Raw genomic sequence first — 26468 nt, 5'->3', positions numbered from 1 at the left:
AAGCTGATCAGCTTCGCTGGAATCGCTATCATGGTCGCGATTCGTCGACATCGACGAGCGCTTCAATGGAGATATACATGGCGTCATCCAATGAAACCGTCAGCATGGCGCTCTTCTGCGACTTTGAAAATGTCGCGCTGGGCGTGCGCGATGCGAAGTACGACAAGTTCGATATCAAGCTGGTGCTCGAACGTCTGCTGCTCAAGGGCAGCATTGTCGTGAAGAAAGCGTATTGCGACTGGGATCGCTATAAAAGTTTCAAAGGCGCAATGCACGAGGCCAACTTCGAATTGATCGAAATTCCGCACGTGCGCCAATCGGGCAAGAACTCGGCGGATATCCGGCTGGTCGTCGACGCACTCGACCTCTGCTACACCAAGTCACACGTCAATACGTTTGTGATCATCAGCGGCGACTCGGATTTTTCACCGCTGGTCTCGAAACTGCGCGAAAACGCGAAACAGGTGATCGGCGTCGGCGTGCAGCAATCCACGTCAGACTTGCTAATCGCAAACTGTGACGAGTTCTTTTTTTACGACGACCTCGTCAGGGAAAGTCAACGGACGGTTGCGAAGCGGGAGTCGTCGCGGCCCCAAAAGGCGGCTCAGCCGACCGGCAAGCCATCGCAGGAAGAAGATAAAAGCCGCAGCAAGGAAGACCTCGAAAAGCGTCGCACTAAAGCCGTCGAGATTGCGGTGCAAACGTTCGACGCGCTCGCTTCCGAGCGCGGCGACAGCGGAAAAATCTGGGCGTCAGTGCTGAAAAATGCGATCAAGCGTCGCAAGCCTGATTTCAACGAGACATATTATGGCTTTCGAGCGTTCGGCAATCTGCTGGAAGAGGCGCACGCGCGTGGACTGCTGGAATTCGGCCGCGACGAGAAGTCAGGCGCCTATGTGTACCGGAGCACGGTCTCGAACGTGCTCGGAGAAAGTGCGGGCGAGCAGGCGGCCGAACATGCGAGCGAACGTGCCTATACCGCAGAGGTGGCCGAACAGTTTGTTGAGCCGCAAACGGTTGAAGCGGTGACAGCCGAGACAGGCGGTAAGCACGATCAGCGTCGTCGGGGCCGCGGCAACCGGAAAGGAGGCGCGAGTCAGCAAGTCGCGCGCGAAGTCGCACAAGAAAGCATGCAAGAATCGGCGAAGAGCGCTGATCCACAAGACGACTACGGCGCGACCGGCCAAAGCGATCCGGACACTGGATTGAGGCAGGCACCCGCGCAGGCAAGCACGGATTCCTCGTCAGAGTTGCGTCAGGCACCCGCCGCGCAACCGGACAACATTACTAGTGAAGCTGACGCAGCCGCGAGCGCCGAGGCAGAGCAGGCAGACGACACGCAGCCTCAACGTCGCAGGCAGCGCGAACCGCGCAAGCCAGCCGCGAAGAAAGCCAGAAAGACGGCAGCACAAAGATCGGATAACGCCGCGGAGACTGCCCCGCCAGCCGCGGAATCGTCAGCGGACGTGGAGGAAACGCCAGCACCAAAGAAGAGAGCCGCGCGAAAGACCGCGTCGTCACGCAACCGCCGGCCGCGCAAGACGGCGGGAAGCAGCGACGCGGAATAGGAATACGTCGCGCCACTCATCCATCTGCGCATGTGCCGGACGTGGCTCATGCCCGCGCATGCATAACGTACAGTCAGTAGTACGGATAAGGCGAGTAGATAACCGGCGGCGGCCCGTAATAACGCGGCGGCGGAGCGACGTAGACCGGCTGCGGCGCATACACGGGCTGCGGCGCGTACACCGGCATTTGCGGCTGCGAGATGGTGTTGCCTTTCGACGTCATGCACTGCGCGTACGCAGCGTCATACCGTGCCTGGAGGCTGTTCGCCGAGTACTGCGCACCATTCGCGCCAGCAGCGCCGCCGATCAGCAAACCACTGCCCGCGCCGATGGCCGCGCCCGCGCCGGGGTTGCCCGCTGCCGCGCCCAGAAGCGCGCCGACGGCCGCGCCGCCGAATGTGCCGATCGCTGCACTGTTAACACTGCTCGTGGTCGCGCTCTGCGAGGCGCCGGATGCATCGGACGAATGGAACGCATAGTCACGGCACGTGTAATCGTCCTGCTGGAACTGACTGAGCGGCTCGCCGCTGCGCGGCAGGGCCACCACCGAGGGACCGCTCGGCGGCACGACGGCGCAGCCGCCTAGCAGCGCGAGCGCAACGGCCCCGAGAGGCAGCGCGGCGCGCACTGGTTTTAGATTTGAAATCATGATGGCGCGTGTAGCAGGGGATGGGAGAACACACGTTAGACCAATCCGCGCACGCTATGTTTACGGGATAGTTACCGTATGTTTTGGGCCGACACACAAAGCCGCGCAAGTGGCTTGAACAGCGCCTTTAGCCTATTCGCGCGGTTACGAACAGTGACAAACTTGTGTAAGCATGCGAACCATAAATATGACCCAACGCGACAAAAGCAAAAGCCCTCACGTGGAGGGCTTTTCTTTCTGCTTACGCTTTAGGCTCAATTTCCAGCCAGCTCAGAGCGTAAGCACAACGACACCGCCGTTCATTAACTCACCTGGGGAGTCGTTGCTACGCTCACTGTCGACTCACGCGAAGTTCTTCGACGCGAATTCCCAGTTGACGATGTTCCAGTAAGCTTCAACGAACTTCGGACGTGCGTTGCGGTAGTCGATGTAGTACGCGTGTTCCCACACGTCGATCGTGATCAGCGCTTTAGCGTCCGTGGTCAGCGGCGTAGCTGCGTTGCTCGTCGACACGAGATCGAGCGAACCGTCTGCCTTCTTCACGAGCCATGCCCAGCCGGAGCCGAACGTGCCGATAGCGGTCTTCGCGAACTCTTCCTTGAATTTGTCGAACGAGCCCCACTTGGCGTTGATCGCGTCGGCCAGTGCGCCGGTCGGAGCGCCGCCACCTTGCGGCGACAGGCTGTTCCAGAAGAACGTGTGATTCCACACTTGAGCCGAGTTATTGAACACGCCACCCGACGACTTCTTCACGATTTCTTCGAGCGACAGATTCTCGAACTCCGTGCCCTTGATCAGATTATTCAGGTTGGTCACATAGGTCTGGTGGTGCTTGCCATAGTGAAACTCGAGCGTCTCTTCCGACATGTGCGGAGCGAGTGCGTTTTTCGCGAACGGCAGCGGCGGGAGCGTATGTTCCATGGTGCTTTCCTTCAGTCTGTATCTGTTGTGGGGAGTCTGCGGATAACGCTTCAGAGCACTCGATTGTAGGCGACTTGGAATAACCCCGCAAACAAACGGCCTTTATGTCCGGCATCGGCGAATTGCCCGCAAAACGGCGTAATTACTGCTCGCGCTCGACCTGAACGCGCTGCACAGAACAGTCAAAAGTACGCGCGCTGCACCGTGTCAGCGCAATGTCAGAAACCGTCCGCAAGACGCGGTTGCACATCGGCGAGCGCGACATCAGCGGCGCCTTCCGCGAGATGCACGGTCAGGCGGCGGCCAGGTTTCAACGACGACGGCGCACGCACCGCGCGACCAGTTTGCGCATCGAGCACCGCGGCATAGCCGCGCTCGAGCGTGCGCTGCGGACTCAGCACTTCGAGCCGTGCCGCCAGCGTCGCGATGCGCGCGGTCTGACGCTCATGTTGGCGCAACAACGCGGCGTCGAGCCGTTGCGTGAGATTGTCGAGGTTCGCCTGATGCGCGGCGAGGTCGGGACGCCAGCGCTGCCAACGCATGTGCAGCAGCGAAAAACGCGCTCTAGCGTCACGCACTGGTCGCGCACCGGCCGACGACAGCCGCGCGCTCAACTGCTGCAGATGCATGCGTTGCCGCGCAAGACGCTCGGCCGGCGACACGAGCCGGCGCGCGAGCCAGTCGAGTTGCTGGGCGCGCCGCTCCATCATCCGGCCGAAGCCGCGAGCGAGCGCGGCGTGCCGATGATCGAGTTCGCGCAACAACAGCACGCGTTGCGGGCTTACCAGTTCGGCGGCGCCTGTGGGTGTCGGCGCCCGCATATCGGCGGCGAAATCAGCAATCGTGAAATCGGTCTCGTGACCGACGCCGCTTACCACCGGAATCGCGCTCTCTGCAATCGCGCGGGCCAGCACTTCTTCGTTGAAGGCCCACAGGTCTTCAATCGAACCGCCGCCACGGCATACGATCAACACGTCCACTTCGCGCCGCGCGCTGGCCGCATCGACCATCGCCGCCAGCTTCGCGCTCGCGCCCACACCTTGCACTGGCGCCGGGTAGACGATCACCGGAATGTGCGGCGCGCGGCGCAACAGCGTTGTGAGGACATCGCGCAGCGCCGCCGCCTGCAACGAGGTGACAATGCCGATTGCACGCGGATGCGACGGCAGCGCGCGCTTGCGTTCCGCGGCAAAGAGTCCCTCGGCCTCCAGCTGCGCCTTGAGCCGCAGAAACGCTTCGTAAAGACGTCCCTGACCGGTCCGCCGCACCGCTTCCACATTGAGCTGCAGCTCGCCTCGAGGCTCGTACATCGTGACGAGCGCCCGTACCTCGATACGGTCGCCCTCCTTTGGCGTGAACTCCGCGTACTGCGCGCGACCGCGGAACATCACGCAGCGCATTTGCGCCTGCGCATCCTTGATAGAAAAGTACCAATGACCGCTCGCGGCGCGAGTGAAGTTCGACACTTCTCCCGCGACCCACACGAGCGGAAACGAGCGTTCGAGCATGCTGCCGATCGCTCGGTTTAAAGCGGAAACCGGAACGACGACTTCGCCGCCGGGCATCGTCGGCGAACTAAAAGGACTATCGGAATTCATGCGAGGGACCTGTAGGACTGGCCGGACAGACGATAGACCGAGCGGCCATCGGCGTCCAGCGGGCCGCGCAAATTGTCAAAAGTGTCCACATGTCGGGACTTATCAGGCCGATGCCATCAACGAGGCCCCAGCACAGCGGAAAACCGAACCATCCCGTTGATTTATATGAATTTTACTGATGGGCAATGAGAATGATTGCCGATGCGAGGCGCTTGCAACGGCCCTCGCGGCCCGGCTACGGGCCAGTTCTCCACAAAGTTATCCACAGGCCGAAAACGGCCGGCGAAACGAAAGTCGGCCATAGACGCAATGCCCGCGACTTGCGGGCCAGGACGCGTGCGCGCTAGAGTGGCGGGTTCGACAGCACAGCAAAGCCGCGCGGCGCCTGGGTACAGTTTCGGCCCGCTTGCGCCTTTTCGTGCTCCACACTTCGATCGTCCGGAGAATCGCGTTCATGCCTGTCCCGCGTATTGCCCCTGGCGCCTTCACGCCGCTGCACTTGTACCGACTCGCGAGCGGAGCGCCGCTCGCTCACCCGGTTTGCCGATGAGCGGAATTCTCGATCGTCTGGAAACGCGCGTTGCCCGCGAGTGGCAACACCGCGGACCGCTCGCATGGTCGCTCACGCCTCTTGCCTGCGTGTTCGGCGCAGTCGCCGCGATGCGCCGCGCCGCATTCTCGCTCGGCTGGTTGAAGTCGGTGCGCGTGGGCGTGCCTGTGGTGGTGGTAGGCAACGTGACCGTCGGCGGCACGGGCAAGACGCCGACCGTGATCGCGCTGGTCGAAGCGTTGCGCGGCGCCGGCTTTAATCCTGGCGTCGTGTCGCGCGGTTACGGCGCGCGCGTGAAGACGCCGACGCCGGTGACGCCCACATCGGCGGCAAGTGTCGGCGGCGACGAACCGCTGCTGATCTCGCGCCGCACCGGCGCGCCTGTCTGGGTGTGCCCGGACCGCGTGGCGGCTGCGCAGGCACTGTGCGCGGCGCACCGGGACGTCGACGTAATTGTCAGCGACGACGGCCTTCAGCACTACCGGCTCGCACGCGACGCCGAACTGGTCGTTTTCGATCACCGGCTCGGCGGCAACGGTTTTCTTCTGCCGGCAGGTCCGCTGCGTGAGCCGCTCTCCCGTCATCGCGACGCCACGCTGATCAACGACCCGTACGCGAAAACGCTGCCTGCGTGGCCGAACACATTCGCATTGCAACTTGCACCCGCCGACGCGTGGCATCTCGAGAATCCCGCGCTGCGCCGTCCGCTCGCGCAGTTCAGTGGCGAGCGGGTGCTGGCAGCCGCGGGCATCGGTGCGCCGGAACGTTTTTTCGCCACGCTGCGCGCCGCCGGCCTCGCGCCCGAGACTCGCGCGCTGCCGGATCACTACGCTTTCGAGCGCAATCCTTTTACCGAGGCTGACGCCGATGCCATCCTGATAACCGAAAAGGATGCGGTAAAATTAGGGTCCTGGCGCGACGCGCGCATCTGGGTTGTTCCCGTGGAAGCCGCGCTCGATCATCGCCTCATTGCATTAGTTGTGGAGAAAGTCCGTGGACGCTCGCCTGCTTGAAATTCTCGTCTGCCCGATCTGCAAGGGCCCACTCAGCTACGATCGTGCCGCGCAGGAATTGATCTGCAACGCCGACAAGCTCGCGTATCCGATCCGCGACGGCATTCCGGTCATGCTGGTCGACGAGGCGCGGCAGACTGTCGAAGGCACGCCGGTCGACCTGAATCCGGGTTCGGTCGCCTAACGCAGGTCAGGCTAGCGAGGGGCGTATCGCGCAAACCGCATTCGGGTACTGCCAGGCAGCGCGTCGGCGGCAACCGCTTCGTAAGTGTGGATGCCTGGTGCGCTGGCTTCTGTGCCGGTTGCGTTGTTGATCTGCCGCCGGCGCTGTTGGCCACGCATTATTGGCCGTGCCTTGGGCGTTGGTCCTGGCGTTCATCTTCTTTGTTAGCCAGGTTGCCGGCCGTGATGTCTCCCGATTGCTGGCTCACTCCCACTGCCTCCCTGCTCCCGTCCTCCTCACCCTTCCGCGCATCTCTCCGATGAACCACACGAACCCCGCCACGCCCCCGTTCATTGCCGTCGTGCCCGCGCGTCTGGCGTCGAGCCGATTGCCCAACAAGCCCCTCGCCGATATCGGTGGAAAGCCGATGGTGGTGCGGGTCGCCGAGCGCGCGCGCGAGTCGGGCGCGCAGCAGGTGTTGATCGCGTCGGACGCGCAGTCCGTGCTCGACGCGGCCCGCGAGCATGGGTTCGAAGCCGTGTTGACACGCGCCGACCATCCGTCGGGCACGGACCGTCTTGCCGAGGTCGCGTCGCAATTCGGCTGGAGCGACGAGACGATCGTCGTCAATGTGCAAGGCGATGAACCGCTGATCGATCCGGCTCTCGTGTGCGGCGTCGCGTCGCACCTGGCAGCAAGAAACGACTGCGCGATCGCCACTGCCGCGCATCCGATCGTCGACCCGGCGGAGATTTTCAATCCTAACGTGGTCAAGGTCGTGCTCGATGCGCGCGGCGTGGCGCTCTACTTCTCGCGCGCGCCGATTCCATGGGCGCGCGACGCTTATCAGCCGCACTGGCCCGACGTCGCGTCGATGCCCGTGCCGCCCGCGCCGGCGGTGGTTCATCGGCACATCGGGCTGTATGCGTATCGCGCGAAGTTCCTGCGCACGTATCCCGATCTCGCGATCTCTCCTATCGAACAGGTCGAAGCGCTCGAGCAATTGCGCGCAATGTGGCACGGCGAGTGTATCGCGGTCCTGATCACGCCCGAGGTGCCGCTTCCGGGCGTGGACACGCCCGCGGATCTGGCGCGCGTGCGGGCTTTATTCGGGTCTTGAGCGCAAAAACCCATGGCATAATCGGACGCTTGTGCGCGCCTCCCGTTATTCGCGAGAGCCTGGGTTTGCCCGGTTGCGCCGTGTGTGTTTCTTGCAGCGCCGTCGTCGACGTGCAGCGCGAGACCAGACGGTAGCCGACGCGGGTCCCTCGCCCCTCGTGGGATGGCTGCAGCGCCCCAAAGAATTCACATAGATCTGGAGATACACATGCGTTTGATCCTTTTGGGTGCGCCCGGCGCGGGTAAAGGCACTCAGGCAAACTTCATCAAGGAAAAATTCGGCATTCCGCAAATTTCCACCGGTGACATGCTGCGCGCGGCCGTCAAGGCTGGCACGCCGCTCGGCCTGGAAGCAAAGCGCTTCATGGACGCAGGCGAACTCGTCACAGACGAACTGATCATCAACCTGGTGAAAGAGCGTCTGCAACAGCCGGACTGCGCGAACGGCTATCTGTTCGACGGCTTTCCGCGCACCATTCCGCAAGCTGAGGCGATGAAGCAGGCAGGCGTCGCGATCGACTACGTGCTGGAAATCGACGTGCCGTTCGACGAGATCATCGTGCGTATGAGCGGCCGCCGCTCGCACGCAGCGTCGGGCCGTACGTATCACGTCAAGTTCAACCCGCCAAAGGTCGAAGGAATCGACGACGTAACCGGCGAGCCGCTGATCCAGCGCGAGGACGACAAGGAAGAAACGGTCAAGAAGCGTTTGCAAGTGTATGAAGCGCAGACCAAGCCGTTGATCGACTATTACAACGGCTGGGCGAAAAACGGCGACCCAACTACGCCGCTGCAAGCGCCGCAATACCGTCGCATATCGGGCCTGGGCACGGTCGAGGAAATTCGCGACCGCGTGTTCGACGCGTTGAAGTAATCGGCCTCGTAATATTCGCTGGCAAAGAAAACCCGCCCTGTTCCGGCGGGTTTTTTATTGCGTTTCGGCACGGACGTTTTTATTCGATCTTCGGCCATGGCGTTGTGGGATTATTAATAATCGAAAGCCGATTCGATCTGACTTACTTACCGTATCAAGCAAAGGAGGACACATGGAGATTCGTGACAACGTATTCCTGATCACCGGCGGTGCATCGGGTCTTGGGGCCGCCACCGCGCGTCTTCTCGCGGAGAACGGCGGCAAGGTCGTGCTGGCCGACCTCAACCAGGATGCCGGCGAGGCGCTTGCCAAAGAGCTCGGCGGCATCTTCGTCAAATGCGACGTGAGCCGCGAAGACGACGCGACGCAAGCGGTTGCGGCTGCAACGAAGCTCGGCACGCTGCGCGGCCTCGTCAATTGCGCGGGCGTTGCGCCCGCTGTCAAAACGGTCGGCAAAGATGGCCCGCATCCGCTCGAATCGTTCAGGCGCACGATCTCGATCAACCTGATCGGCACGTTCAACATGATCCGGCTCGCGGCTACGGCCATGTCGAAGAACGAGCCGAACGCGAACGGCGAGCGCGGCGTGATCATCAATACCGCCTCGGTCGCCGCATACGACGGTCAGATCGGTCAGGCGGCTTACGCGGCGTCGAAGGGCGGTGTGGTCGGCATGACGTTGCCTATCGCGCGCGACCTGTCGCGCAATGCGATACGCGTCATGACGATTGCGCCGGGCATCTTCGAAACGCCGATGCTGCTCGGCATGCCGCAGGAGGTGCAGGACGCGCTCGGTGCAATGGTGCCGTTCCCGCCGCGCCTCGGAAAGCCGGCGGAATACGCAATGCTCGCCAAGCAGATTTTCGATAATCCGATGCTCAATGGCGAAGTGATCCGTCTTGACGGCGCCATTCGCATGCAGCCGAAGTAACAACCGTCTGCGGCGGACGTCGCTTCGCGGCGGCGTACGCAGCGCCGCAAATTCCGGCGGCGACAACGAAAAACGCCTGCACATGAAGCATGTGCAGGCGCTCTCTTTTTGAAGCGCTCGCGAGCGCCGTTCGCTATTTGCTATCCGCTAGTCGCGATCGTTGTGCTGCGTGCGCTGACGCAGTTCCTGCAACTGCGACTCGACGACCGTCGCGTCTTCGGCGTCCGGGCGCTCGCCCAGATAGCGCTCGAGGTCTTCGAGCGCCGGGCGCAGATAGTCGAGGCGCGCGTACGCGAAGCCGCGGTCGCGAATCTCTTCGATACTGTCAGGCAGGAGTATGGCGAGGCGCTGCTGGACGGCAAGCAGGCGCTGCCAGCGTTCCGTCTGCAGATACGTGGACTTCAGATTGCGCAACATACGCGCGATGATTTCGCGCCGCGTGGCCGGCTGCAGCAGCATGCGCAGCGCCCTGCTCACCGATTCGCCGGCTGAAGCGACATACGGCTCCAGCATGTCGACCATTTCCGACTCCGACAGCGAATGTCCGCTGGTCGGATCGAGCATCACGTCGCCGTCAGGCGTGGTTACGCGCAACAGGAAATGTCCGGGAAACGACACGCCACGTGCCGGGATGCCGACCTGCTCCGCCATCTCCAGATACAAGACGGCGAGCGAAATCGGAATGCCGCGGCGACGCTTGAGCACCGCGTTCAGGTGGCTGTTGTCCGGGTCGTAATAGTCGTTCAGATTGCTAGCGAATCCGAGTTCGCGGAAGAAAAACCGATTCAGAACGCCGACCTTCTGACGGATGTCGGCGTCGTCCGGCATGCGCCGCTGCAGGCGCACCACCAGTTCGTCGATCTCGGCCAGCGTGCCTTGCAAATCGAGATCGGGGTAAGCATCCTGCGCGAGCGAGAGCGCCGCCTCTGTCAGCGGCAAGCTTTCGTCTTCGGCGACGAGCGTGCTGAAATAGTCGAGAACCCGCGTCATCGTAATCACTTCACTCGCCTTTTGAAATACGCGTATTTGAAGCCCATCAGCCAAAGCATACCGAAATATAGCGCGGCAAACAGCACGAGGCAGGCGCCCAGCAGCGCAATACGGTCGATCGGCCGGTCATGCATGCCAATCCAGTCGAAGCTCTGAGCGAGCCAATGCATCAGGCCGGCAAGCACGAGGCACGCGCCGAGCAACTGCACGAAAAACTTGAGCCAGCCGCTCGACGGCATATAGATACCGCGCTTGCGCAATCCGAGAAACAACAGCAGCGCGTTGCCGCAAGCCCCGAGCCCGACGCTCAGCGTGAGCCCTGCATGCGCAAAGATCGGCACGAACACGTAGTTGCTCAACTGCGTGAGGATCAGCACGCCAATGCCGATTTTCACCGGCGTCTTGATGTCCTGCTTCGCGTAAAAACCCGGCGCGAGAATCTTGATCAGAATCAGGCCGATCAGGCCAACACCGTAGGCGGCGAGCGCACGCCCCACCATGACGACCGAGTTGCCGTCGAACTTGCCGTAGTGAAAGAGCGTGGCCGTCAAGGGCTCGGCGAAGAAGAAGAGCGCCACCGCGCTCGGCGCGGCCAGCAGGAACGTGACGCGCAGTCCCCAGTCGAGCAGCGACGAATATTCGTGGGGGTCGGCGTCGACATGCGCCTTCGAGAGACTCGGCAGCAGGATCGTGCCTAGCGCCACACCGAGCAGCGCGGTCGGGAATTCCATCAGCCGGTCGGCGTAATTGATCCACGACACGGCGCCCGGGCCGATGCGCGACGCGATGTTCGTATTAATGATGAGGCTGATTTGCGCGACGGACACGGCGAACATCGCCGGCACCATCTTCGAAAGCACGCGCTTCACGCCGCGATGCGCGAGCGCGCGAACCGGATTCAGGCCGATGCGCGGCACCATGTCGATCTTCTTCAGACCGGGCAGCTGCACGAGGAACTGCAACAGACCGCCCGCGATTACGGCCCACGCGAGCGCATAGACCGGCGTGTGCATTCGCGGCGCGACGAACACAGCGGCGACGATGAACGCGACGTTGAGCAAAACCGGCGCGAACGCGGGCAGCGAAAAGTTCTTGTACGTGTTCAGGACGCTCGACGCGAGAGACGTGAGCGAAATGAAGATGATGTACGGGAACATGATGCGGGTCATCGTGACCGCGAGCGCGTAGGCCTGGCCTTCGTGCGCGAGACCCGAGGCAACCACGAACACCACGCCCGACGCGCCCAGAACGCCGATCAGCGACAGCACCGCGAGCGCCCAGGCGAGCACCGTCGAAGTCGCGTCGACGAGCGCCTTGGTGGCGTCATGCCCCTGCTGGTTCTTGAACTCGGCGAGGATCGGCACAAAGGCCTGCGAGAATGCGCCTTCGGCGGAAATGCGGCGCAGCAGATTCGGAATACGGAAGGCGACGTAGAACGCGTCAGTGTATTGACTGGCGCCGAACGCGCGGGCGATCAGCGTTTCGCGGGCCAGTCCGGTCACGCGCGACAACAGCGTGAAGCCGCTGACCGTCAGCAGGGCTCGGAATAGATTCATGGGGCGCTTATTATAAGGGTGCCGCAGATGCGGACGACGAGCCGGAAGCGATTCGGACCGATTTACCCGGCAGACGTTCGCGGCGCGGCAGCAAATTGCCGCGCTTTTTGTTGCGTCGCGTACGGGCGGCCGCAAATGACGTGGGTACGTGGACAGCGTTGGCGCTTCCGGGTCACGAGGCGCCCGTCGGCCTTGGCGCGGCAGAGATGCGGCGCATTCCCGTTGCCACGTCCATGATTTTGTTGCTATAATCGCCGGTTTCGAAGCTCGCTCAGTTCTCGGACGGCTTCCGGATAGGGCTGAGGCTGGCACCAGGTTGTCTGCCGCCGGTCTGCAATACGCCGGAACATGGCGCCGCAAACACGGGCCCGCCTTCGCGTAGTTCGATCGTTTTTCGACACTTTTGCGCTCTTGGGCAATCGCTTCCAAGAGTTCGATCTAAAAGCAGCGCCTCACCACTTGAAGGTCAGGTACTGGAAACAGGAACAGGATAAGGAACCGTCATGGCTAACTCCGCACAAGCACGCAAGCGCGCCCGCCAGGCCGCCAAGGCAAACTCGCACAACTCGGCACTGCGCTCGAAGTTCCGCACGGCTATCAAGGCAGTGCGCAAGGCAATCGACGCCGGCGACAAGGCTAAGGCCGCTGAAATCTTCCAGGCATCGTCGAAGACCATCGACATCATCGCCGACAAGAAAATCGTTCACAAGAACAAGGCAGCTCGCCATAAGAGCCGCCTCGCCGCAGCCATCAAGGGTCTGCAGGCGTCCGCAGCACAGTAATTCCGGTCAGCCCGCTTCGGCGGGCTACCTCCTGTTTCCGCTGCGCATGAAAGCCCGCTTTGGCGGGCTTTTTTGTTTGCTGCGAAAGACTGGAGGGCGGCTCGCCAATCGCCGTCACGCCGGCATAAAAAAACCCGCTGATCGCGGGTTTTTTTCCTTTTGGGGAGCCGATGCGGCCTGCCTTAAATGAAGTGTCGCTTGGTTTGCGGCGGCGGAGCATGCTCGAGTTCGAGTTCGCACGCTTCGGTCACCACGAGGTCGTTGTCTTTCGCGAAGTTCATGACGAAGTCGAACGCCATGGGCTCGATGTCCCGCAAGCGCGAATCGAGAATCACGCACTTGAGGTCGCCAATCATGGTTGGCCGGACGTACACCGAGTACTGCATGTAGGCGTTCGGGCCTTTCCGCGCACCCGGCCCGAAGCATGACATCACACCCGCGAGCCGCTCCGACCAGTCGCTCGGTCGGAATTTTTTTCCCGTCGACGTGATGCCCTGAATGAAATATTCGGTTGGAGCTGCTTCGGCCATGTAGGAATACCTGTGTGACTGCCCAGCGGACGACGGCGACAGCAAGCGATAAAACGGATTACGAAACCCTGAGCCTCGCGTGTGAGCCGCTCCAGAGAGCCGCGCCGCCGGAGACCATGAAAGGCCGGCTGAGCCGCTGTGACGCACTGGAGACGGCGCACCGCGAACTGCCCTTCCGAACCGCGCGAGCCATACGAGCCGTGCCCCCGCCAAAGCGAAGCACCGGCCTGCTGGGCCTTGGAATAACCCGCAGATTATAGCGCAGCGGGTCTTTTTCCGCACTGCACACAAGCTTGTTCCGACAGCGCAACGAGGCTTTCAAACCGCTTTCCCGGCCTCTGCGCCGACTCGTCAAATGAGGCGAAATCCTTTATGCTGCATTGAGTTACCACATAACGACGGCGGCGCCGTCCGGCAATCCTGCCGGGTGAGACCGCCGTATTTGTTTCATGACCGCCAAGAAAATTCGCCACTATCTGCAGTTCAAGGATTTCTCGCTAGACGACTACGAGTACGTGCTGGAGCGCGCGCGAATTCTTAAGCGCAAGTTCAAGAACTACGAGACTTACCATCCGCTGCACGACCGCACGCTGGCGATGATTTTCGAAAAGAATTCGACACGCACGCGCCTGTCGTTCGAAGCCGGCATTTTCCAGTTGGGCGGCCACGCCGTCTTCATGAGCACGCGCGACACGCAATTGGGTCGCGGCGAGCCCATCGAAGACGCAGCGCAGGTGATCTCGCGCATGGTCGACATCATCATGATTCGCACGTTCGGGCAGGACATTATCCAGCGTTTTGCCGAAAATTCGCGCGTGCCGGTGATCAACGGACTCACAAACGAATTTCACCCGTGCCAGGTACTCGCCGACATTTTCACGTACTTCGAGCATCGCGGTCCGATTCGCGGAAAAACGGTTGCGTGGGTCGGGGACGCCAACAATATGCTCTACACGTGGATTGAAGCCGCGCAGATTCTCGGCTTCAGGCTGCGCCTGTCCACGCCGCCGGGCTACAAGCTCGACCGCGCGTTGGTCGCCGCGGAAAGCGCGCCGTTCTACGAGGAATTCGACGACCCGAACGAAGCCTGCGCGGGCGCCGACCTCGTCACCACCGACGTGTGGACCAGCATGGGCTTCGAAGCCGAAAACGAAGCGCGCAAGAAAGCCTTTGCCGACTGGTGCGTCGACGCGGAGATGATGGCGCGCGCCAATGCCGATGCGCTCTTCATGCACTGCCTGCCCGCCCATCGCGGCGAAGAGGTGAGCGCGGAAGTGATTGACGGCCCGCAAAGCGTCGTGTGGGACGAGGCCGAAAATCGTCTGCACGTGCAGAAAGCGTTGATGGAATATCTGCTGCTGGGCAAGCTCAATCACTGAGCCGACCGCTCCGCAGCAACTGCGTGAGGCGCGCCGGGGCGTCGATTGCGAGGCAAGGCATCGGCGCCGACGCCTCGCACGAAATCCCAAGTGCGCCGCCGCAAATGCGGTCGCGTATCGGGCCGCCAATGAGCGCGCGAATGCGCCGCCACTTCGTCGCAGAAGCCCAAAAATGCGGCCACGCAGCCGTTTAGTGTCAAAATAGTTGTTTTCCGCGCTCCGGAACCGCCGGCGCGCCTTGTTTTCCCGCTTTTTCCAGCTACGAGTTCACCATGAGCGATATCAAGAAAGTCGTGCTCGCCTATTCGGGCGGCCTCGACACCTCCGTCATCCTGAAGTGGTTGCAGGACAACTACGACGCCGAAGTCGTCACGTTCACGGCCGACATCGGCCAGGGCGAAGAGCTGGAACCGGCGCGCAAGAAGGCACTGCAACTCGGCATCAAGCAGGAAAACATCTTCATCGAAGACCTGCGCGAAGAATTCGTGCGCGACTACGTGTTCCCGATGTTCCGTGCGAACACAATCTATGAAGGCGAATACCTGCTGGGCACGTCGATCGCGCGTCCGCTGATCGCGAAGCGTCAGATCGAAATCGCCCGCGCCACCGGCGCGCAGGCGGTGTCGCACGGCGCAACCGGCAAGGGCAACGACCAGGTTCGCTTCGAACTCGGCTACTACGCACTGGAACCTGGCATCAAGGTGATCGCACCGTGGCGTGAATGGGATCTGCTGTCGCGCGAAAAGCTGCTCGCGTACGCGGAAAAAGCCGGCATTCCGATCGAAATGAAGCACAAGCAAGGCGGCGCACCGTATTCAATGGACGCGAACCTGTTGCACATCTCGTTCGAAGGCCGTCATCTGGAAGACCCGAAGGCCGAAGCTGAAGCCGATATGTGGCGCTGGACCGTGTCGCCGGAACAGGCGCCGGATCAGGCGGAATACCTCGACATCGAGTACGAACACGGCGATCCGGTCGCGATCAACGGCAAGCGGCTGTCGGCCGCTGAAATGCTGACCGAGTTGAACCGCCTTGGCGGGAAGCACGGCATCGGTCGTCTGGACCTGGTGGAAAACCGCTATGTAGGCATGAAGTCGCGCGGCTGCTATGAAACGCCGGGCGGCACGATCATGTTGAAGGCGCACCGCGGTATCGAGTCGATCACGCTCGACCGTGAAGTCGCGCACCTGAAAGACGACCTGATGGCTCGCTACGCGTCGCTGATTTATAACGGCTACTGGTGGAGCCCGGAGCGCCGCGCGATTCAGGTGCTGATCGACCACACGCAGGAGAAGGTCAACGGCTGGGTGCGCGTGAAGCTGTACAAGGGCAGCGTGTCGGTGGTCGCTCGCGATTCGAAGGAAACGTTGTTCGACAAGACCATCGCAACGTTCGACGACGACGGCGGCGCCTACAACCAGGCCGATGCCGGCGGCTTCATCAAGCTCAACGCTTTGCGTATGCGAATCGCGGAGAACGCCCGCCGTCAGCGCGGCTGAGCGGCTGAGCGGCTGAGCGGCTAGCTCCGGTGCAGGCCAACTTCGCGCCAGTGTGAAGTTAAGCGCCGAGAGGTCCAGTCAGCGCGGCTCACGGTAGCGGACGGCGACGCCCAAGCCGCGACAGAGGCGTGATGCGCCGAAAGCGCGGCTGAAGCCAGAACGCAGACTCAGAAAAAGGCGCCGGGGCCAAAAGCCCCGGCGCCTTTATTTTTTTACTCACCGTCAGACGGTTAGCGGCTTATCAGACCCGCTTGCGGCGACCACTAATCATCCGCGACCGGCACCCCGCTCCGAAGCGCCGCTCACAATCCCACGCACACGGGCTCGGCTTCCAGTTCGACGCCAAATCTCACCCGCACATCGTGTTGAATTGCTCGTGCAAGCGCCAGCACATCGGCCCCGCTCGCACCGCCACGATTGACCAGCACCAGCGCCTGGCGCTCATGAACGCCGGCGGCGCCCAGCGCGCGGCCCTTCCACCCGCACCGGTCGATCAACCAGCCCGCCGCAAGTTTTACGCGTCCGTCCGGCTGGGCGTAGGAGACCACGTCCGGCTCCTTGCTTTTCAGCGCCTCGAACTGGGAGGCGTCGATCACCGGATTCTTGAAGAAGCTCCCCGCATTACCCAGTTCGAGCGGGTCGGGCAACTTCGCGCGCCGCACCGCGACGACGGCGTCGAAGATCGCCTGCGCGTCGGGCTGCTCGCAATTTGCGGCATAGCCGTTGGCGGCGAGTTCGCGCGCCAGATCCGCATAACCCGCGCGCGGTTGCCACGCCTTCGGTAAACGGAAAACGACCGACGTGATCACGAAACGATCGCGCCCTTCGCGCTTGAAAAAGCTGTCGCGGTAGCCGAACGCGCAAGCCTGCGCATCGAACTCGACGGTCTCACCCGACGCAAGCTCGACGGCCCGCAGCGACGCGAAGCGCTCGCACATTTCGAGGCCGTACGCGCCGATGTTTTGAATCGGCGCCGCGCCCACCGTCCCCGGAATCAGCGCAAGATTTTCGAGGCCGGGCAGCCCTTGAGCGAGAGTCCAGGCAACGAAGTCGTGCCACGGTTCGCCGGCGGCCGCTTCGACATACACGGCGTCGGCGTCCTCGCGCACGATCCGGCGCCCGCGCAAGGCCACCAGCAGCACGAGTCCAGCGAAGTCGCCTGCCAGCACGACATTGCTGCCGCCGCCCAGCACGAGACGCGGCAAGCCGGCCGCGCGCGGATCGCGCACCGCTGCGAGCAATTGCGCTTCGCGCTCGATGCGGCACGCCCACTGCGCCCGGACATCGAAGCCGAACGTGTTGTGCGCCTTTAGCGGATAGCCGGCAACGAATTCGGCGGAATCGGTTTGAGACATTGGATATGAACTATGAGGCGACGAGGCGAAAACGGCTTCGGGCTGCGGCCGCGCGGCGGCCTTAGGCAAATGGGGGCGGCGTCGGTAAAATGACATCGGTCCGTGATTATAGCGAGTGCCCCGTGGCGAGCCGACCGGCTGCGTCACGCACCGCCGCACTATTGGGAGAATGCAATGCCATCGTTTGACGTCGTCTGCGAAGCGAACATGATCGAAGTCAAGAACGCGATCGAGCAGTCCAACAAGGAAATCTCAACCCGCTTCGACTTCAAAGGGTCCGACGCGCGCGTCGAACACAAGGAAAACGAAATCACCGCCTACGCGGACGATGACTTCAAGCTCGGCCAGGTGAAAGACGTGCTGCTGTCGAAAATGGCCAAGCGCAACGTGGACGTACGCTTTCTCGACTACGGCAAGATCGAGAAGATCGGCGGCGACAAGGTCAAGCAGGTCATCAAGATCAAGAAAGGCGTATCCGGCGATCTGTCGAAGAAAATCGTGCGACTCGTGAAAGACAGCAAGATCAAGGTTCAGGCGAGCATCCAGGGCGACGCGGTTCGCATCACCGGAACAAAGCGCGACGATCTGCAAAGCGTGATTGCGATGCTGCGCAAGGACGTGACCGACACGCCGCTGGATTTCAACAACTTCCGCGACTGAACGTTTGTTTGAGCGACGCAGCGCGCAAGGCATGGGAAGCGCTGCGGCGGCAAGCTTGGATGCAACAGTTGCAAGGCATGGCGGGGCCGCGGAACGCAGCCGCAGCGGCCGAACCCAGCCGCGAAACGCAGCTGCAAGATACAGCGACAGCGACAGTAACTACAGCAGCTCGAACAGCGATAGGGGCTACAGCTACAGGTACAGCTACACCGCTACGGCCAAGGCAACCAAAGCAGCCCCAGCCACGCAGCCACCCAGCCGCTCACCGATCCTCGCCCGCCCCCGCGCTCGCAGCCGCAGCCGCCTTTTTCTTGTCGCCGATGCGGCTTTCCTCGCCGCGCATCAGCTTGGCGATGTTGCCGCGATGACGCCACACAAGCAGCGAGCTCATCACGACAATGGCGAGCGCGATGACGTGCGGCCCGAACAGGAAGCCGTCGAAGATCGGCGCGAACACTGCCGCAGCCAACGCGGCGAGCGACGAGTAGCGCGTGAAGAACGCCACGATCAGCCATGTCAGCAGAGTCGCCACGCCGAGGATCGGGTTGATCGCGAGCAGCACGCCGGCCGCCGTTGCCACGCCCTTGCCGCCCTTGAAGCGGAAGAACACCGGATACAGGTGGCCCAGAAACACGGCGACGCACGCAATCGCCACCGACGTATCGTCGAGCCCATAGCGCGCGCCGAAATGCACGACGAACCACACCGGCAGCCAGCCTTTGAAGGCGTCGCCGATCAACGTCAGGATCGCGGCCTTCTTGCTGCCGCTGCGCAACACATTGGTCGCGCCGGGGTTGCCCGAGCCGTAGGAGCGCGGGTCGTCCAGCCCCATCGCGGCGCTCACGATCACGGCGAACGACACCGAACCGATCAGGTAGGCAACGACAGCAACGATCAGGTTTTGCATCTGTGACTCTTATAAGGATCGGCGGTCTGCAACTGAATACCTCAACCGCTCGGAAAACGAAAATCGCAACAGAACGCGACGCAATGCGGCGGACCACAGTGGCGGACCGAGCGGCGCACATTCTACCGAACGCGCGCTTGCCGGAAACATTCAGGCAAACGTCAATCGACGCTCGCGCACTGCACCGGCCTCGCTGCCAGCAGGTCGGTGAGCACTTGCGGCTCGATACTGACGAGGAAGCCGCGCCGGCCGCCGTTCAGCCAGATTCTGTCCATCTCGAGGATGCTCGACTCCACGTACACCGGCATCTGCTTGCGCGTGCCGAACGGCGACGTGCCGCCGATCAGATAGCCGGAATGACGGTTCGCCACCTCGGGCTTGCAAGGCTCGACGCGCTTCGCGCCAATCTGCCGCGCGAGGTTCTTGGTACTGACAGTACGGTCGCCATGCATGAGGACGATGAGTGGCTTGGCATGCTCGTCTTCCATGACGAGCGTCTTCACCACATGATGTTCGTCCACGCCCAACTGGCGCGCCGATTCACCTGTGCCGCCGTGCTCCACATAATCGTACGGATGCTCGCCGAAAACGACGCCATGACGGCGCAGGAACTGCGTGGCAGGCGTCTCGGAAACGTGTCTGGATTTGCTCATCGGCGCATTGTAATGGCGAGTTTGCACAACGGCTATTTGCCGAATGGTCAATTGTGCGGCTCGATGCGTTGTGGCACGATCGTTCGAAAATCTTCCGGCGCGATGCACGCCGGGCATGCAATCGCACTTAGGAGACGCTCTTGAGTACCGCTTCGCCTTTACGCTCCACGATAGACGTTCCCGCGCTGCTGGCCGCCCTGCCCGCGCGCATCTCCGATATTCCCGCGCTGGCGGCCGAGCGCGATCCGCAGCATGTTGCGTTGATCGAAGACGCGCGCCGTCTCACCAACGCCCAACTGGTGCAGGCCGTCGAGGCCACCGCTGCATTGCTCCGCCATTGGGGCGTGCGTGGCGGCGACCGGGTCATGATCGTGGCGGAAAACAGCATCGCGCAAATCGTGCTGCTCTTCGCGACCGCGCGGCTCGACGCCTGGGCGCTGGTGTCGAATGCACGCCTGTCGGCGTCCGAGCTCGACGCGATTCGCGCGCACGCGCAGCCGCGCGTAACGGCCTACGTGGTGGAAAGCTCGGTCGATGCCGGTCAGCATGCGCAGCGTCATCACGCGAGCAGAGCGCCAGAGGTCGCGCCGGGCATCGGCGCGTGGTCCTACACGGTGGACTCGTCCGCGCAAGCCGAACCGGTCGAAACGGCGAACGACCGCCAATGCGCGGCGCTCATCTACACCACCGGCACCACCGGCGCGCCCAAGGGCGTGATGCTGTCGCATCGCAATCTGCTGTTCATCGCCTCGGTATCGAGCCGTCTGCGCCAGGTCCGTCCTGACGATGTCGTCTACGCCGTGCTGCCGATCTCCCATGTCTACGGCTTTGCGTCCATGTGTCTCGGCAGCCTGTACGCTGGCGCGACCTTGCGCCTCGCGCCGCGCTTCGCGCCGGAAGCCGTGCGGCGCGCGCTTGCCGACGAACGCGTGTCGATTTTCCAGGGCGTGCCGGCCATGCATGCGAAATTGCTCGAACATCTGCAGACGCACGGGCATCCGTGGCACGCGCCACACCTGCGCTTCGTCTATTCGGGAGGCTCGCCGCTCGACGCCGCGCTGAAAGCGCACGTCGAAAGCGTGTACGGTCTGCCGCTGCATAACGGCTATGGCATGACGGAGAGCAGTCCCACGGTTTCACAGACCATGCTCGACGCGCCGCGCCGCGACTGTTCGGTGGGCGAGGTCATTCCGGGCGTCGAAGTGCGTTTCGTCGGCCTTGACGGTGGCGATGTCGCGATCGGCGAAACCGGCGAGCTATGGGTGCGCGGCCCGAACGTGATGCTCGGCTACTATCGCAACCCGCAGCAAACCCGCGCCGCCGTGACACAGGACGGCTGGCTGAAAACCGGCGACCTGGCGCGGCAGGACGCCGACGGCGCGCTGCATATCGTCGGGCGCAGCAAGGATTTGATCATTCGCTCTGGCTTCAACGTGTATCCCGCCGAGGTCGAGCATGTGCTCAACGCGCATGCGCAGGTCGTTCAGTCGGCGGTGATTGGACGCCCGGTCGAGGGCAATGAAGAGGTGATCGCGTTCGTCGAACTGGCGGCGAATGCAAGCGTGACGCCAGCCGAACTGGTCGCGTGGTGCGCCGAGCGCCTCGCGCCCTACAAGCGGCCCGCCGAAGTGAAGGTACTTGCCGCGTTGCCGGCTGCATCCACGGGCAAGATTCTCAAGCACCGGCTGCGCGAATTTCTCTGAAGCCGGAAAACGCCTGCGGCAGCGGCCAGCGCTTGAACCTTCGTCACCCACGCGGATGATGCTGCGCATGCAGCGACTTCAGCCGCTCGCGCGCAACGTGCGTGTAGATTTGCGTGGTCGAAATATCGGTGTGGCCAAGTAGCAATTGCACCACGCGCAGGTCCGCACCGTGATTGAGCAAATGCGTTGCAAACGCATGCCGCAACGTGTGCGGCGACAACGGCGCATGCACGCCAGCCACCGCCGCATGTCGCTTGATGATGTTCCAGAACTGCTGGCGCGTCATGCCCTCAGCACGGTTCGTGACAAACAGCGCGTCTGTCGCGCGCGCGCCGAGCAGCGCCGGACGGGCGTCGCGAAGGTAGCGCTCGATCCAGCCGTGCGCCTCTTCGCCGAAAGGAATCAGCCGCTCTTTCGAGCCTTTACCCATCACTCGCACCACGCCTTCGTTCAGGCCGACTTCCACCGTCTTCAGCGTGACGAGTTCGGTGACACGCAAGCCGCTCGCGTACATGAGCTCGAGCATCGTGCGATCGCGCAGACCCAAGGCAGTCTCGATGTCGGGCGCGCCGAGCAGCGCCTCGACTTGCGCTTCGCTGAGCGTCGATGGAAAACGCGGCGGTTGCTTCGCCGACCGGATGCGCAACGTCGGATCGACTTTCGCGCGATGCTCGCGCACGGCCCACCCGTAGTAGCGGCGAAACACCGAAAGGCGCCGATTCGCGGACGTCGATTTGTCTTTCTGACGCGCGGCGCTGTACGCGTTCAGATCGGCCTCGCTGGCGGTGTCGAGCGATGCGTTGCGCGTTTGCGCGAGCCATTCGCTAAAGAGACGCAGGTCGCGGCGGTACGCGTCGAGCGTGTTGCGCGACAGACCGTGTTCGAGCCAGAGCGCGTCGCAGAATGCGTCGATCGACGCGGAACTCGTCGCGAACAAAGGCGACGATAGCGGCGACGGCGGAGGCGATTGCGCGCTCGCGTCTTCAACCAGGGTATCGCTCATGCGTAGGGAAGGCCTTCATGCGTCAGCAGCCAGCGCTTGACGTTGCGAAAGAAACCGTCTTCGGCGTGATGCGCGAATCCGCCAATGCCGCTCGAACTCACCACGCGATGACACGGAATGACAATGGGAAAGTAATTGGCGCCGCACGCCTGACCGACCGCGCGCGGCACGCTGCCAAGCTGCCGGGCGAGTTGGCCGTAGGTCAGCACGGTACCCGGCGGAATCTCGCAGATTGCCTGCCACACGCGCCGCTGGAAAGCGGTGCCGACCGGCGCGAGCGGCAGTTCGAATGTCGCCGACGCCTCGCCGAAATACCGCTCGATCTGCTCGACCGCCTGTCGCGCCAACGGCGTATCAGGCGCGACGTTCTGCATCGACTCGGGCAAATAGACGATCTCGCGCACGGCCTCGCCTTCGAGGCGAATGCCCACCTTGCCGAACGGCGCGTCGATCACTGCGTTGAACATGGCGCCTCCTTACTCCTTACTCGCGCGACGTGATGATTCGAGACGTACAACAGACTCGCGAATTGCCGATACTTTACGCCGCTTTTTACGCCGCTTCGAGCGCCCATTGCACGTGCTCGCGCACCACGTCAGAAGAGTCGCAGGCGCGGCGCGTGAGCGCCTCTACAATCGCCCCGCGAGCGTCCGCACTCAACGTCTCGCGCGGTGCACGCAGCGCGTTGCCCATGCCCACGGCAAGATTGCGTAGCCAGCTTTCGTAGCCGATACGGCGGATCGCACTGCCCTGCATGCGCGTATCGAACTCGTCCGCGCTCCAGCCGAACAGTTCCACCAGCGACGCGCGGTCGAGCCCGTGCCGCACGTCGAAATCGGCGACCGGCGCAGCCTGCGCAAACTTGTTCCACGGACACACGAGCTGGCAATCGTCACAGCCATACACACGGTTGCCGATCAGCGGACGCATGTCGACGGGAATGCTGCCCTTCAGCTCGATCGTCAGATACGAGATGCACAAGCGGGCATCCACCTTGTAAGGCGCGACGATCGCGCCTGTCGGACATGCGCCGATGCAGCGCGCGCAACTGCCGCAATGCGAGCCCGGCGTTTCGGGCGCGATCTCGGGCGACGTCTCGGCGTCGGTCGGCAAAGGCACGTCGACATAAATTTCGCCGAGGAAGAACAGCGAACCCGCATCGCGCTGCAGCAGCAGCGTATGTTTGCCGCGCCAGCCGATGCCGGCCTTTTGCGCAAGCTCCACTTCGAGCACCGGCGCGGAGTCGGTGAACACGCGATAACCGAACGCGCCGATCTCCGCCTGAATTTTCTCTGACAGATGTTGCAGACGGTTACGCATCACCTTGTGATAGTCGCGGCCTCGCGCATAAATCGACACCACCGCGGCCGAAGGATCGGCTAGCCGCGCATGCTCGACGGCCCGCCAGTCCTCGCTGAGCGGCCCTTTCTGCGGTTCGCTTTCGTCCGGCTTTCCGCTCATTGCATGGGCGGGCAAATAGGCGATGCGAGCGGTAATCACACGTAGCGTGCCGGCCACAAGCTCGGCAGGCCGCGCGCGTTTCATACCGTGTTTCGCCATATAATCCATCTCGCCGTGGCAACCCGCTTCCAGCCAGGCTGCAAGCGGCGCTTCGGCAGCGGAGAGATCGGTATCGCTAATGCCGATCGCCCCGAAACCCAGTTCACGGCCCCACGTCTTGATGTTTCGCGCGAGCGCATGCAGCGCCGCTTCATCGAATTGACGCTCGGCGCGCGCTTCGTCGCAAGACGTTGGCGCATTGGGCGCAGGGGACACGGGAGACTCCGGACTTCGGTTCATCACGCCATTTTACGAGAATGCCTGACCATCCCGATCGCGCGATCGCGCCGCCCGCCGAAGTTCTGCTCGAACGCGCCTTCACGTTCGCGGACGAAGCCGCCACGCTCGCATTCGGCGAGCGCTTCGCGCGGGCGATCGAAAGCGTCGCCGTCGCGACACAAGGCCAGGGCAGCGGCCAGGGCGCTCAGGCATTCCACGGACTACAAGTACAACTGGTCGGCGATCTCGGCGCCGGCAAGACCACACTCGTGCGCGCCACGTTGCGCGGCCTCGGTCACACGGGCCGCGTACGCAGTCCCACGTATACGCTCGTCGAGCCCTACGTGCTCGAGCGGCCCACCGGGGAACTCGCGCTGTATCACTTCGATCTGTACAGATTCACCGATCCGGCCGAATGGGCCGACGCCGGCTTTCGCGAGTATTTCGACAGCGGCGCGGTCTGCCTCGTCGAATGGCCACAACGCGCGGGGCGTCTTCTCGGCGTGCCGGATCTCGTCTTCTCGCTCGACCTGGACAGCGAGGGCGACGGCCGCGTACTCGTCGCACGGGCATACAGCGAAACAGGAAAGGCATGTCTTCAAAGATGTTGATCAAACCGTTCCGCTCGATCGAATCGGCGGCCACCGCAACGCATAACTGGCGGCGCCGGCAGATTCTGTGCGCGGGCGCATCCACGCTTGTGCTTGGTCTCGTCGCACCGCGTCTCGCGCTAGCCAGCTCGGTGCTCGGCGTACGCGTATGGCCCGCGCGCGACTACACGCGCGTGACGATCGAATCCGATCAGCCGCTGCAAAACGCGCAGCAGTTGCTCCAGGGTCCGGACCGGCTCGTGGTCGATCTCAGCGGCCTCGATCTCGATCAGGCGCTGAAGGACCTCGTCTCGAAGATCACGCCGAACGATCCGCAGATCCAGTCGGTGCGCGTCGGCCAGTTCCAGCCGCACGTCGTGCGTATGGTGTTCGACCTGAAGGGCTCGGTGAAGCCGCAGGTGTTCGCACTGCCACCTGTCGGCGCGTACAAGTACCGGCTGGTGTTCGACCTGTATCCCGCCGTCGCACCCGATCCGCTGATGGAACTGCTCGCGCAGAGCGAGCACAAGCAGCAAACGCTGAACGAAGAAAACAGCGCGCCGCCGGCCACATTGAGCGGCCCGGGCACGACGCCGCCGGTCGCCGACAACAGCGAAGCGTTCTTCGAGCGTTATGCGCAAAACGGCGGCAGCGGGTCTGCGCCGAGCGTGCCACATCCGCCCGTGCACGGCGCACCCACGCCGATGCCGCCGATCATCGCGAAGCCGGCGACACCGGGCGCCCCCGCGTCGCCGCCTACCGCAATCGCGCGTAATAAAGGCACCGGTAGTAACGGTGGCAATAGCGCTAGCAGCCTGGGCAAGGACGACGACGCCAGCGACGACACCTACGCGTTCACCACGCCGAAGTCAGGTAAGAGCAACACGGTCCGCCTTCTCACGGTCGCGATCGATCCGGGGCATGGCGGCGAAGATCCGGGCGCAATCGGCGGCTCGGGCACTTATGAAAAGCACGTCGCGCTCGACATCGCCAAGAAGCTGCGTGCGAAGATCGACGCGCAGCCGAACATGCGGTCCATGATGACTCGCGACGCCGACTTCTTCGTGCCGTTGAACGTGCGTGTGCAAAAGGCGCGGCGCGTTGGCGCAGACCTGTTCGTGTCGATCCACGCGGACGCGTTCACCACGCCGGAGGCGCGCGGCTCGTCGGTGTTCGCGCTGTCGGAGCATGGCGCGTCGAGTGCGGCCGCGCGCTGGATGGCGAACAAGGAGAACTCGTCGGATCAGATTGGCGGTATCAACATCAAGTCCGCCGACGCGACCGTCAACCGCGCGCTGTTCGACATGTCCACCACCGCGCAGATTCGCGACTCGATGCGCTACGGCAACTTCGTGCTGAAGGAGATCGGCGGAATCAACAAGCTGCACAAAGGTTCGGTCGAACAGGCGGGGTTTGCGGTGCTGAAGGCGCCGGACATTCCGTCGATCCTCGTGGAAACCGCGTTCATCAGCAACCCGGACGAAGAACGCCGCCTGAACGACGACGCGTACCGCGACAAGATGGCCGACGCGATCATGACGGGCATCAAGCGTTACTTCGCGGCGAACCCGCCGCTCGCGAAGAACCGCATGACGTGATGCGCGTGCAGCGCCTCTTCATACGACGAGGCAATAAAAACGGCCGCAGCGATGCGGCCGTTTTTATTGCCTCGTTTTTATTCCCTCGTTTTTATTCT

At 62.8% G+C, this 26468-nt stretch carries 25 protein-coding genes; 13 read left to right on the top strand and 12 right to left on the bottom strand.

From position 1 onward, the window contains the following. Window positions 1-77: 77 nt before the first annotated feature. Window positions 78-1568, top strand: a complete 1491-nt coding sequence (locus JMY24_RS00940; protein ID WP_128595736.1) for an NYN domain-containing protein — start codon at window positions 78-80, stop codon at window positions 1566-1568. Window positions 1569-1641: 73 nt separating this feature from the next. On the opposite strand, the gene JMY24_RS00935 is transcribed toward JMY24_RS00940, so the two are convergent. From JMY24_RS00935 to xseA, 3 genes are all read right to left on the bottom strand, one after another. Continuing rightward, window positions 1642-2217, bottom strand: coding sequence for a glycine zipper family protein (locus JMY24_RS00935; RefSeq protein ID WP_201701302.1), 576 nt, complete (start codon window positions 2215-2217; stop codon window positions 1642-1644). 342 nt (window positions 2218-2559) lie between these two features. Continuing rightward, window positions 2560-3138 carry a superoxide dismutase [Fe] gene (sodB, locus tag JMY24_RS00930; protein ID WP_128592567.1) on the bottom strand — a complete coding sequence of 193 codons (579 nt, stop codon included), beginning with the start codon at window positions 3136-3138 and terminating at the stop codon, window positions 2560-2562. A gap of 218 nt (window positions 3139-3356) precedes the next feature. Beyond that, the gene (gene xseA, locus JMY24_RS00925) at window positions 3357-4736 is read right to left on the bottom strand and encodes an exodeoxyribonuclease VII large subunit (RefSeq protein WP_201701301.1); all 1380 of its coding nucleotides are present in this window, start codon (window positions 4734-4736) and stop codon (window positions 3357-3359) included. Window positions 4737-5282: 546 nt separating this feature from the next. Between xseA and lpxK the strand changes: the two genes are divergently transcribed. The 5 genes from lpxK (at window position 5283) to JMY24_RS00900 (ending at window position 9386) form a co-directional block, all read left to right on the top strand. Next, a complete protein-coding gene (lpxK, locus tag JMY24_RS00920) occupies window positions 5283-6299 on the top strand; it encodes a tetraacyldisaccharide 4'-kinase (protein ID WP_201701300.1) in 1017 nt (338 codons plus the stop codon). Continuing rightward, complete coding sequence (locus JMY24_RS00915; RefSeq protein ID WP_007180583.1) at window positions 6280-6483, top strand: Trm112 family protein; 204 nt, start codon at window positions 6280-6282, stop codon at window positions 6481-6483. The genes lpxK and JMY24_RS00915 overlap by 20 nt, the downstream gene beginning before the upstream one ends. 298 nt (window positions 6484-6781) lie before the next feature. Beyond that, entirely contained in the window at window positions 6782-7582 is an 801-nt protein-coding gene (gene kdsB, locus JMY24_RS00910; protein WP_201701299.1) for a 3-deoxy-manno-octulosonate cytidylyltransferase, read from the top strand. A gap of 207 nt (window positions 7583-7789) precedes the next feature. Then, window positions 7790-8455, top strand: a complete 666-nt coding sequence (gene adk, locus JMY24_RS00905; protein WP_128585168.1) for an adenylate kinase — start codon at window positions 7790-7792, stop codon at window positions 8453-8455. A gap of 172 nt (window positions 8456-8627) precedes the next feature. Further along, window positions 8628-9386, top strand: a complete 759-nt coding sequence (locus JMY24_RS00900; protein WP_128595740.1) for a 3-hydroxyacyl-CoA dehydrogenase — start codon at window positions 8628-8630, stop codon at window positions 9384-9386. A 147-nt stretch (window positions 9387-9533) separates the two neighbouring features. Here JMY24_RS00900 and JMY24_RS00895 read toward each other — a convergent pair whose 3' ends face one another. Both JMY24_RS00895 and murJ read right to left on the bottom strand, forming a co-directional pair. Further along, complete coding sequence (locus JMY24_RS00895; protein ID WP_128595743.1) at window positions 9534-10376, bottom strand: SirB1 family protein; 843 nt, start codon at window positions 10374-10376, stop codon at window positions 9534-9536. A 5-nt stretch (window positions 10377-10381) separates the two neighbouring features. Beyond that, window positions 10382-11932 carry a murein biosynthesis integral membrane protein MurJ gene (gene murJ, locus JMY24_RS00890; protein ID WP_201701298.1) on the bottom strand — a complete coding sequence of 517 codons (1551 nt, stop codon included), beginning with the start codon at window positions 11930-11932 and terminating at the stop codon, window positions 10382-10384. A gap of 503 nt (window positions 11933-12435) precedes the next feature. Between murJ and rpsT the strand changes: the two genes are divergently transcribed. After that, window positions 12436-12714, top strand: a complete 279-nt coding sequence (gene rpsT / locus JMY24_RS00885; RefSeq protein WP_020069158.1) for a 30S ribosomal protein S20 — start codon at window positions 12436-12438, stop codon at window positions 12712-12714. A 182-nt stretch (window positions 12715-12896) separates the two neighbouring features. Here the strand turns inward: rpsT and JMY24_RS00880 are convergent, their stop codons facing one another. Next, window positions 12897-13244 carry a DUF3579 domain-containing protein gene (locus JMY24_RS00880; RefSeq protein ID WP_128585165.1) on the bottom strand — a complete coding sequence of 116 codons (348 nt, stop codon included), beginning with the start codon at window positions 13242-13244 and terminating at the stop codon, window positions 12897-12899. 449 nt (window positions 13245-13693) lie between these two features. On the opposite strand from JMY24_RS00880, the gene argF reads away from it, so the two are divergent. Together argF and JMY24_RS00870 are read left to right on the top strand one after the other, a co-directional pair. Beyond that, window positions 13694-14623 (top strand): ornithine carbamoyltransferase, encoded by a 930-nt coding sequence (argF, locus tag JMY24_RS00875; protein WP_128595741.1) that lies wholly within the window; start codon window positions 13694-13696, stop codon window positions 14621-14623. A 272-nt stretch (window positions 14624-14895) separates the two neighbouring features. Then, window positions 14896-16122, top strand: a complete 1227-nt coding sequence (locus tag JMY24_RS00870; RefSeq protein ID WP_128585163.1) for an argininosuccinate synthase — start codon at window positions 14896-14898, stop codon at window positions 16120-16122. 302 nt (window positions 16123-16424) lie between these two features. Here the strand turns inward: JMY24_RS00870 and murB are convergent, their stop codons facing one another. Further along, complete coding sequence (gene murB, locus JMY24_RS00865; RefSeq protein WP_201701297.1) at window positions 16425-17477, bottom strand: UDP-N-acetylmuramate dehydrogenase; 1053 nt, start codon at window positions 17475-17477, stop codon at window positions 16425-16427. Between the two features lie 174 nt (window positions 17478-17651). Between murB and JMY24_RS00860 the strand changes: the two genes are divergently transcribed. After that, window positions 17652-18137, top strand: a complete 486-nt coding sequence (locus JMY24_RS00860) for a YajQ family cyclic di-GMP-binding protein (RefSeq protein WP_128585161.1) — start codon at window positions 17652-17654, stop codon at window positions 18135-18137. Window positions 18138-18399: 262 nt separating this feature from the next. Here JMY24_RS00860 and plsY read toward each other — a convergent pair whose 3' ends face one another. Together plsY and ybaK are read right to left on the bottom strand one after the other, a co-directional pair. Beyond that, window positions 18400-19044 carry a glycerol-3-phosphate 1-O-acyltransferase PlsY gene (plsY, locus tag JMY24_RS00855; RefSeq protein ID WP_128595744.1) on the bottom strand — a complete coding sequence of 215 codons (645 nt, stop codon included), beginning with the start codon at window positions 19042-19044 and terminating at the stop codon, window positions 18400-18402. Window positions 19045-19205: 161 nt separating this feature from the next. Continuing rightward, the gene (gene ybaK / locus JMY24_RS00850) at window positions 19206-19697 is read right to left on the bottom strand and encodes a Cys-tRNA(Pro) deacylase (RefSeq protein ID WP_128595745.1); all 492 of its coding nucleotides are present in this window, start codon (window positions 19695-19697) and stop codon (window positions 19206-19208) included. A 140-nt stretch (window positions 19698-19837) separates the two neighbouring features. Here ybaK and JMY24_RS00845 point away from each other — a divergent pair, with 140 nt between their 5' ends. Further along, window positions 19838-21400 (top strand): class I adenylate-forming enzyme family protein, encoded by a 1563-nt coding sequence (locus tag JMY24_RS00845; RefSeq protein ID WP_128595746.1) that lies wholly within the window; start codon window positions 19838-19840, stop codon window positions 21398-21400. Between the two features lie 43 nt (window positions 21401-21443). Here the strand turns inward: JMY24_RS00845 and xerD are convergent, their stop codons facing one another. The 3 genes from xerD to queG form a co-directional block, all read right to left on the bottom strand. After that, window positions 21444-22403 (bottom strand): site-specific tyrosine recombinase XerD, encoded by a 960-nt coding sequence (gene xerD / locus JMY24_RS00840; protein ID WP_128595747.1) that lies wholly within the window; start codon window positions 22401-22403, stop codon window positions 21444-21446. After that, complete coding sequence (locus JMY24_RS00835) at window positions 22400-22870, bottom strand: methylated-DNA--[protein]-cysteine S-methyltransferase (RefSeq protein ID WP_128595748.1); 471 nt, start codon at window positions 22868-22870, stop codon at window positions 22400-22402. Before JMY24_RS00835 ends, xerD begins: the two co-directional genes overlap by 4 nt. Before the next feature lie 85 nt (window positions 22871-22955). Continuing rightward, a complete protein-coding gene (queG, locus tag JMY24_RS00830) occupies window positions 22956-24203 on the bottom strand; it encodes a tRNA epoxyqueuosine(34) reductase QueG (RefSeq protein ID WP_128595749.1) in 1248 nt (415 codons plus the stop codon). 17 nt (window positions 24204-24220) lie between these two features. On the opposite strand from queG, the gene tsaE reads away from it, so the two are divergent. Further along, complete coding sequence (gene tsaE / locus JMY24_RS00825; protein WP_128585155.1) at window positions 24221-24793, top strand: tRNA (adenosine(37)-N6)-threonylcarbamoyltransferase complex ATPase subunit type 1 TsaE; 573 nt, start codon at window positions 24221-24223, stop codon at window positions 24791-24793. Next, window positions 24775-26370: an N-acetylmuramoyl-L-alanine amidase gene (locus JMY24_RS00820; protein WP_128585154.1), complete on the top strand. Its 1596-nt coding sequence runs from the start codon at window positions 24775-24777 to the stop codon at window positions 26368-26370. Before tsaE ends, JMY24_RS00820 begins: the two co-directional genes overlap by 19 nt. The last annotated feature ends 98 nt before the right edge of the window (window positions 26371-26468 follow it).

The organism is Paraburkholderia kirstenboschensis (assembly GCF_904848585.1).
Lineage (GTDB): Bacteria > Pseudomonadota > Gammaproteobacteria > Burkholderiales > Burkholderiaceae > Paraburkholderia > Paraburkholderia kirstenboschensis.
This window is presented reverse-complemented; position numbering and strand designations above follow the sequence as displayed.

What these genes read in the sequence shown, in the direction of transcription:
- ybaK (WP_128595745.1), bottom strand. Translation starts at nt 19,697, where the DNA reads ATGAGCAAATCCAGACACGTTTCCGAGACGCCTGCCACGCAGTTCCTG.
- JMY24_RS00835 (WP_128595748.1), bottom strand. Translation starts at nt 22,870, where the DNA reads ATGTTCAACGCAGTGATCGACGCGCCGTTCGGCAAGGTGGGCATTCGC.
- JMY24_RS00935 (WP_201701302.1), bottom strand. Translation starts at nt 2,217, where the DNA reads ATGATTTCAAATCTAAAACCAGTGCGCGCCGCGCTGCCTCTCGGGGCC.
- sodB (WP_128592567.1), bottom strand. Translation starts at nt 3,138, where the DNA reads ATGGAACATACGCTCCCGCCGCTGCCGTTCGCGAAAAACGCACTCGCT.
- murJ (WP_201701298.1), bottom strand. Translation starts at nt 11,932, where the DNA reads ATGAATCTATTCCGAGCCCTGCTGACGGTCAGCGGCTTCACGCTGTTG.
- xseA (WP_201701301.1), bottom strand. Translation starts at nt 4,736, where the DNA reads ATGAATTCCGATAGTCCTTTTAGTTCGCCGACGATGCCCGGCGGCGAA.
- JMY24_RS00895 (WP_128595743.1), bottom strand. Translation starts at nt 10,376, where the DNA reads ATGACGCGGGTTCTCGACTATTTCAGCACGCTCGTCGCCGAAGACGAA.
- kdsB (WP_201701299.1), top strand. Translation starts at nt 6,782, where the DNA reads ATGAACCACACGAACCCCGCCACGCCCCCGTTCATTGCCGTCGTGCCC.
- queG (WP_128595749.1), bottom strand. Translation starts at nt 24,203, where the DNA reads ATGAACCGAAGTCCGGAGTCTCCCGTGTCCCCTGCGCCCAATGCGCCA.
- murB (WP_201701297.1), bottom strand. Translation starts at nt 17,477, where the DNA reads ATGTCTCAAACCGATTCCGCCGAATTCGTTGCCGGCTATCCGCTAAAG.
- adk (WP_128585168.1), top strand. Translation starts at nt 7,790, where the DNA reads ATGCGTTTGATCCTTTTGGGTGCGCCCGGCGCGGGTAAAGGCACTCAG.
- JMY24_RS00940 (WP_128595736.1), top strand. Translation starts at nt 78, where the DNA reads ATGGCGTCATCCAATGAAACCGTCAGCATGGCGCTCTTCTGCGACTTT.
- tsaE (WP_128585155.1), top strand. Translation starts at nt 24,221, where the DNA reads ATGCCTGACCATCCCGATCGCGCGATCGCGCCGCCCGCCGAAGTTCTG.
- JMY24_RS00820 (WP_128585154.1), top strand. Translation starts at nt 24,775, where the DNA reads ATGTCTTCAAAGATGTTGATCAAACCGTTCCGCTCGATCGAATCGGCG.
- rpsT (WP_020069158.1), top strand. Translation starts at nt 12,436, where the DNA reads ATGGCTAACTCCGCACAAGCACGCAAGCGCGCCCGCCAGGCCGCCAAG.
- lpxK (WP_201701300.1), top strand. Translation starts at nt 5,283, where the DNA reads ATGAGCGGAATTCTCGATCGTCTGGAAACGCGCGTTGCCCGCGAGTGG.
- JMY24_RS00870 (WP_128585163.1), top strand. Translation starts at nt 14,896, where the DNA reads ATGAGCGATATCAAGAAAGTCGTGCTCGCCTATTCGGGCGGCCTCGAC.
- JMY24_RS00880 (WP_128585165.1), bottom strand. Translation starts at nt 13,244, where the DNA reads ATGGCCGAAGCAGCTCCAACCGAATATTTCATTCAGGGCATCACGTCG.
- argF (WP_128595741.1), top strand. Translation starts at nt 13,694, where the DNA reads ATGACCGCCAAGAAAATTCGCCACTATCTGCAGTTCAAGGATTTCTCG.
- plsY (WP_128595744.1), bottom strand. Translation starts at nt 19,044, where the DNA reads ATGCAAAACCTGATCGTTGCTGTCGTTGCCTACCTGATCGGTTCGGTG.
- JMY24_RS00860 (WP_128585161.1), top strand. Translation starts at nt 17,652, where the DNA reads ATGCCATCGTTTGACGTCGTCTGCGAAGCGAACATGATCGAAGTCAAG.
- xerD (WP_128595747.1), bottom strand. Translation starts at nt 22,403, where the DNA reads ATGAGCGATACCCTGGTTGAAGACGCGAGCGCGCAATCGCCTCCGCCG.
- JMY24_RS00900 (WP_128595740.1), top strand. Translation starts at nt 8,628, where the DNA reads ATGGAGATTCGTGACAACGTATTCCTGATCACCGGCGGTGCATCGGGT.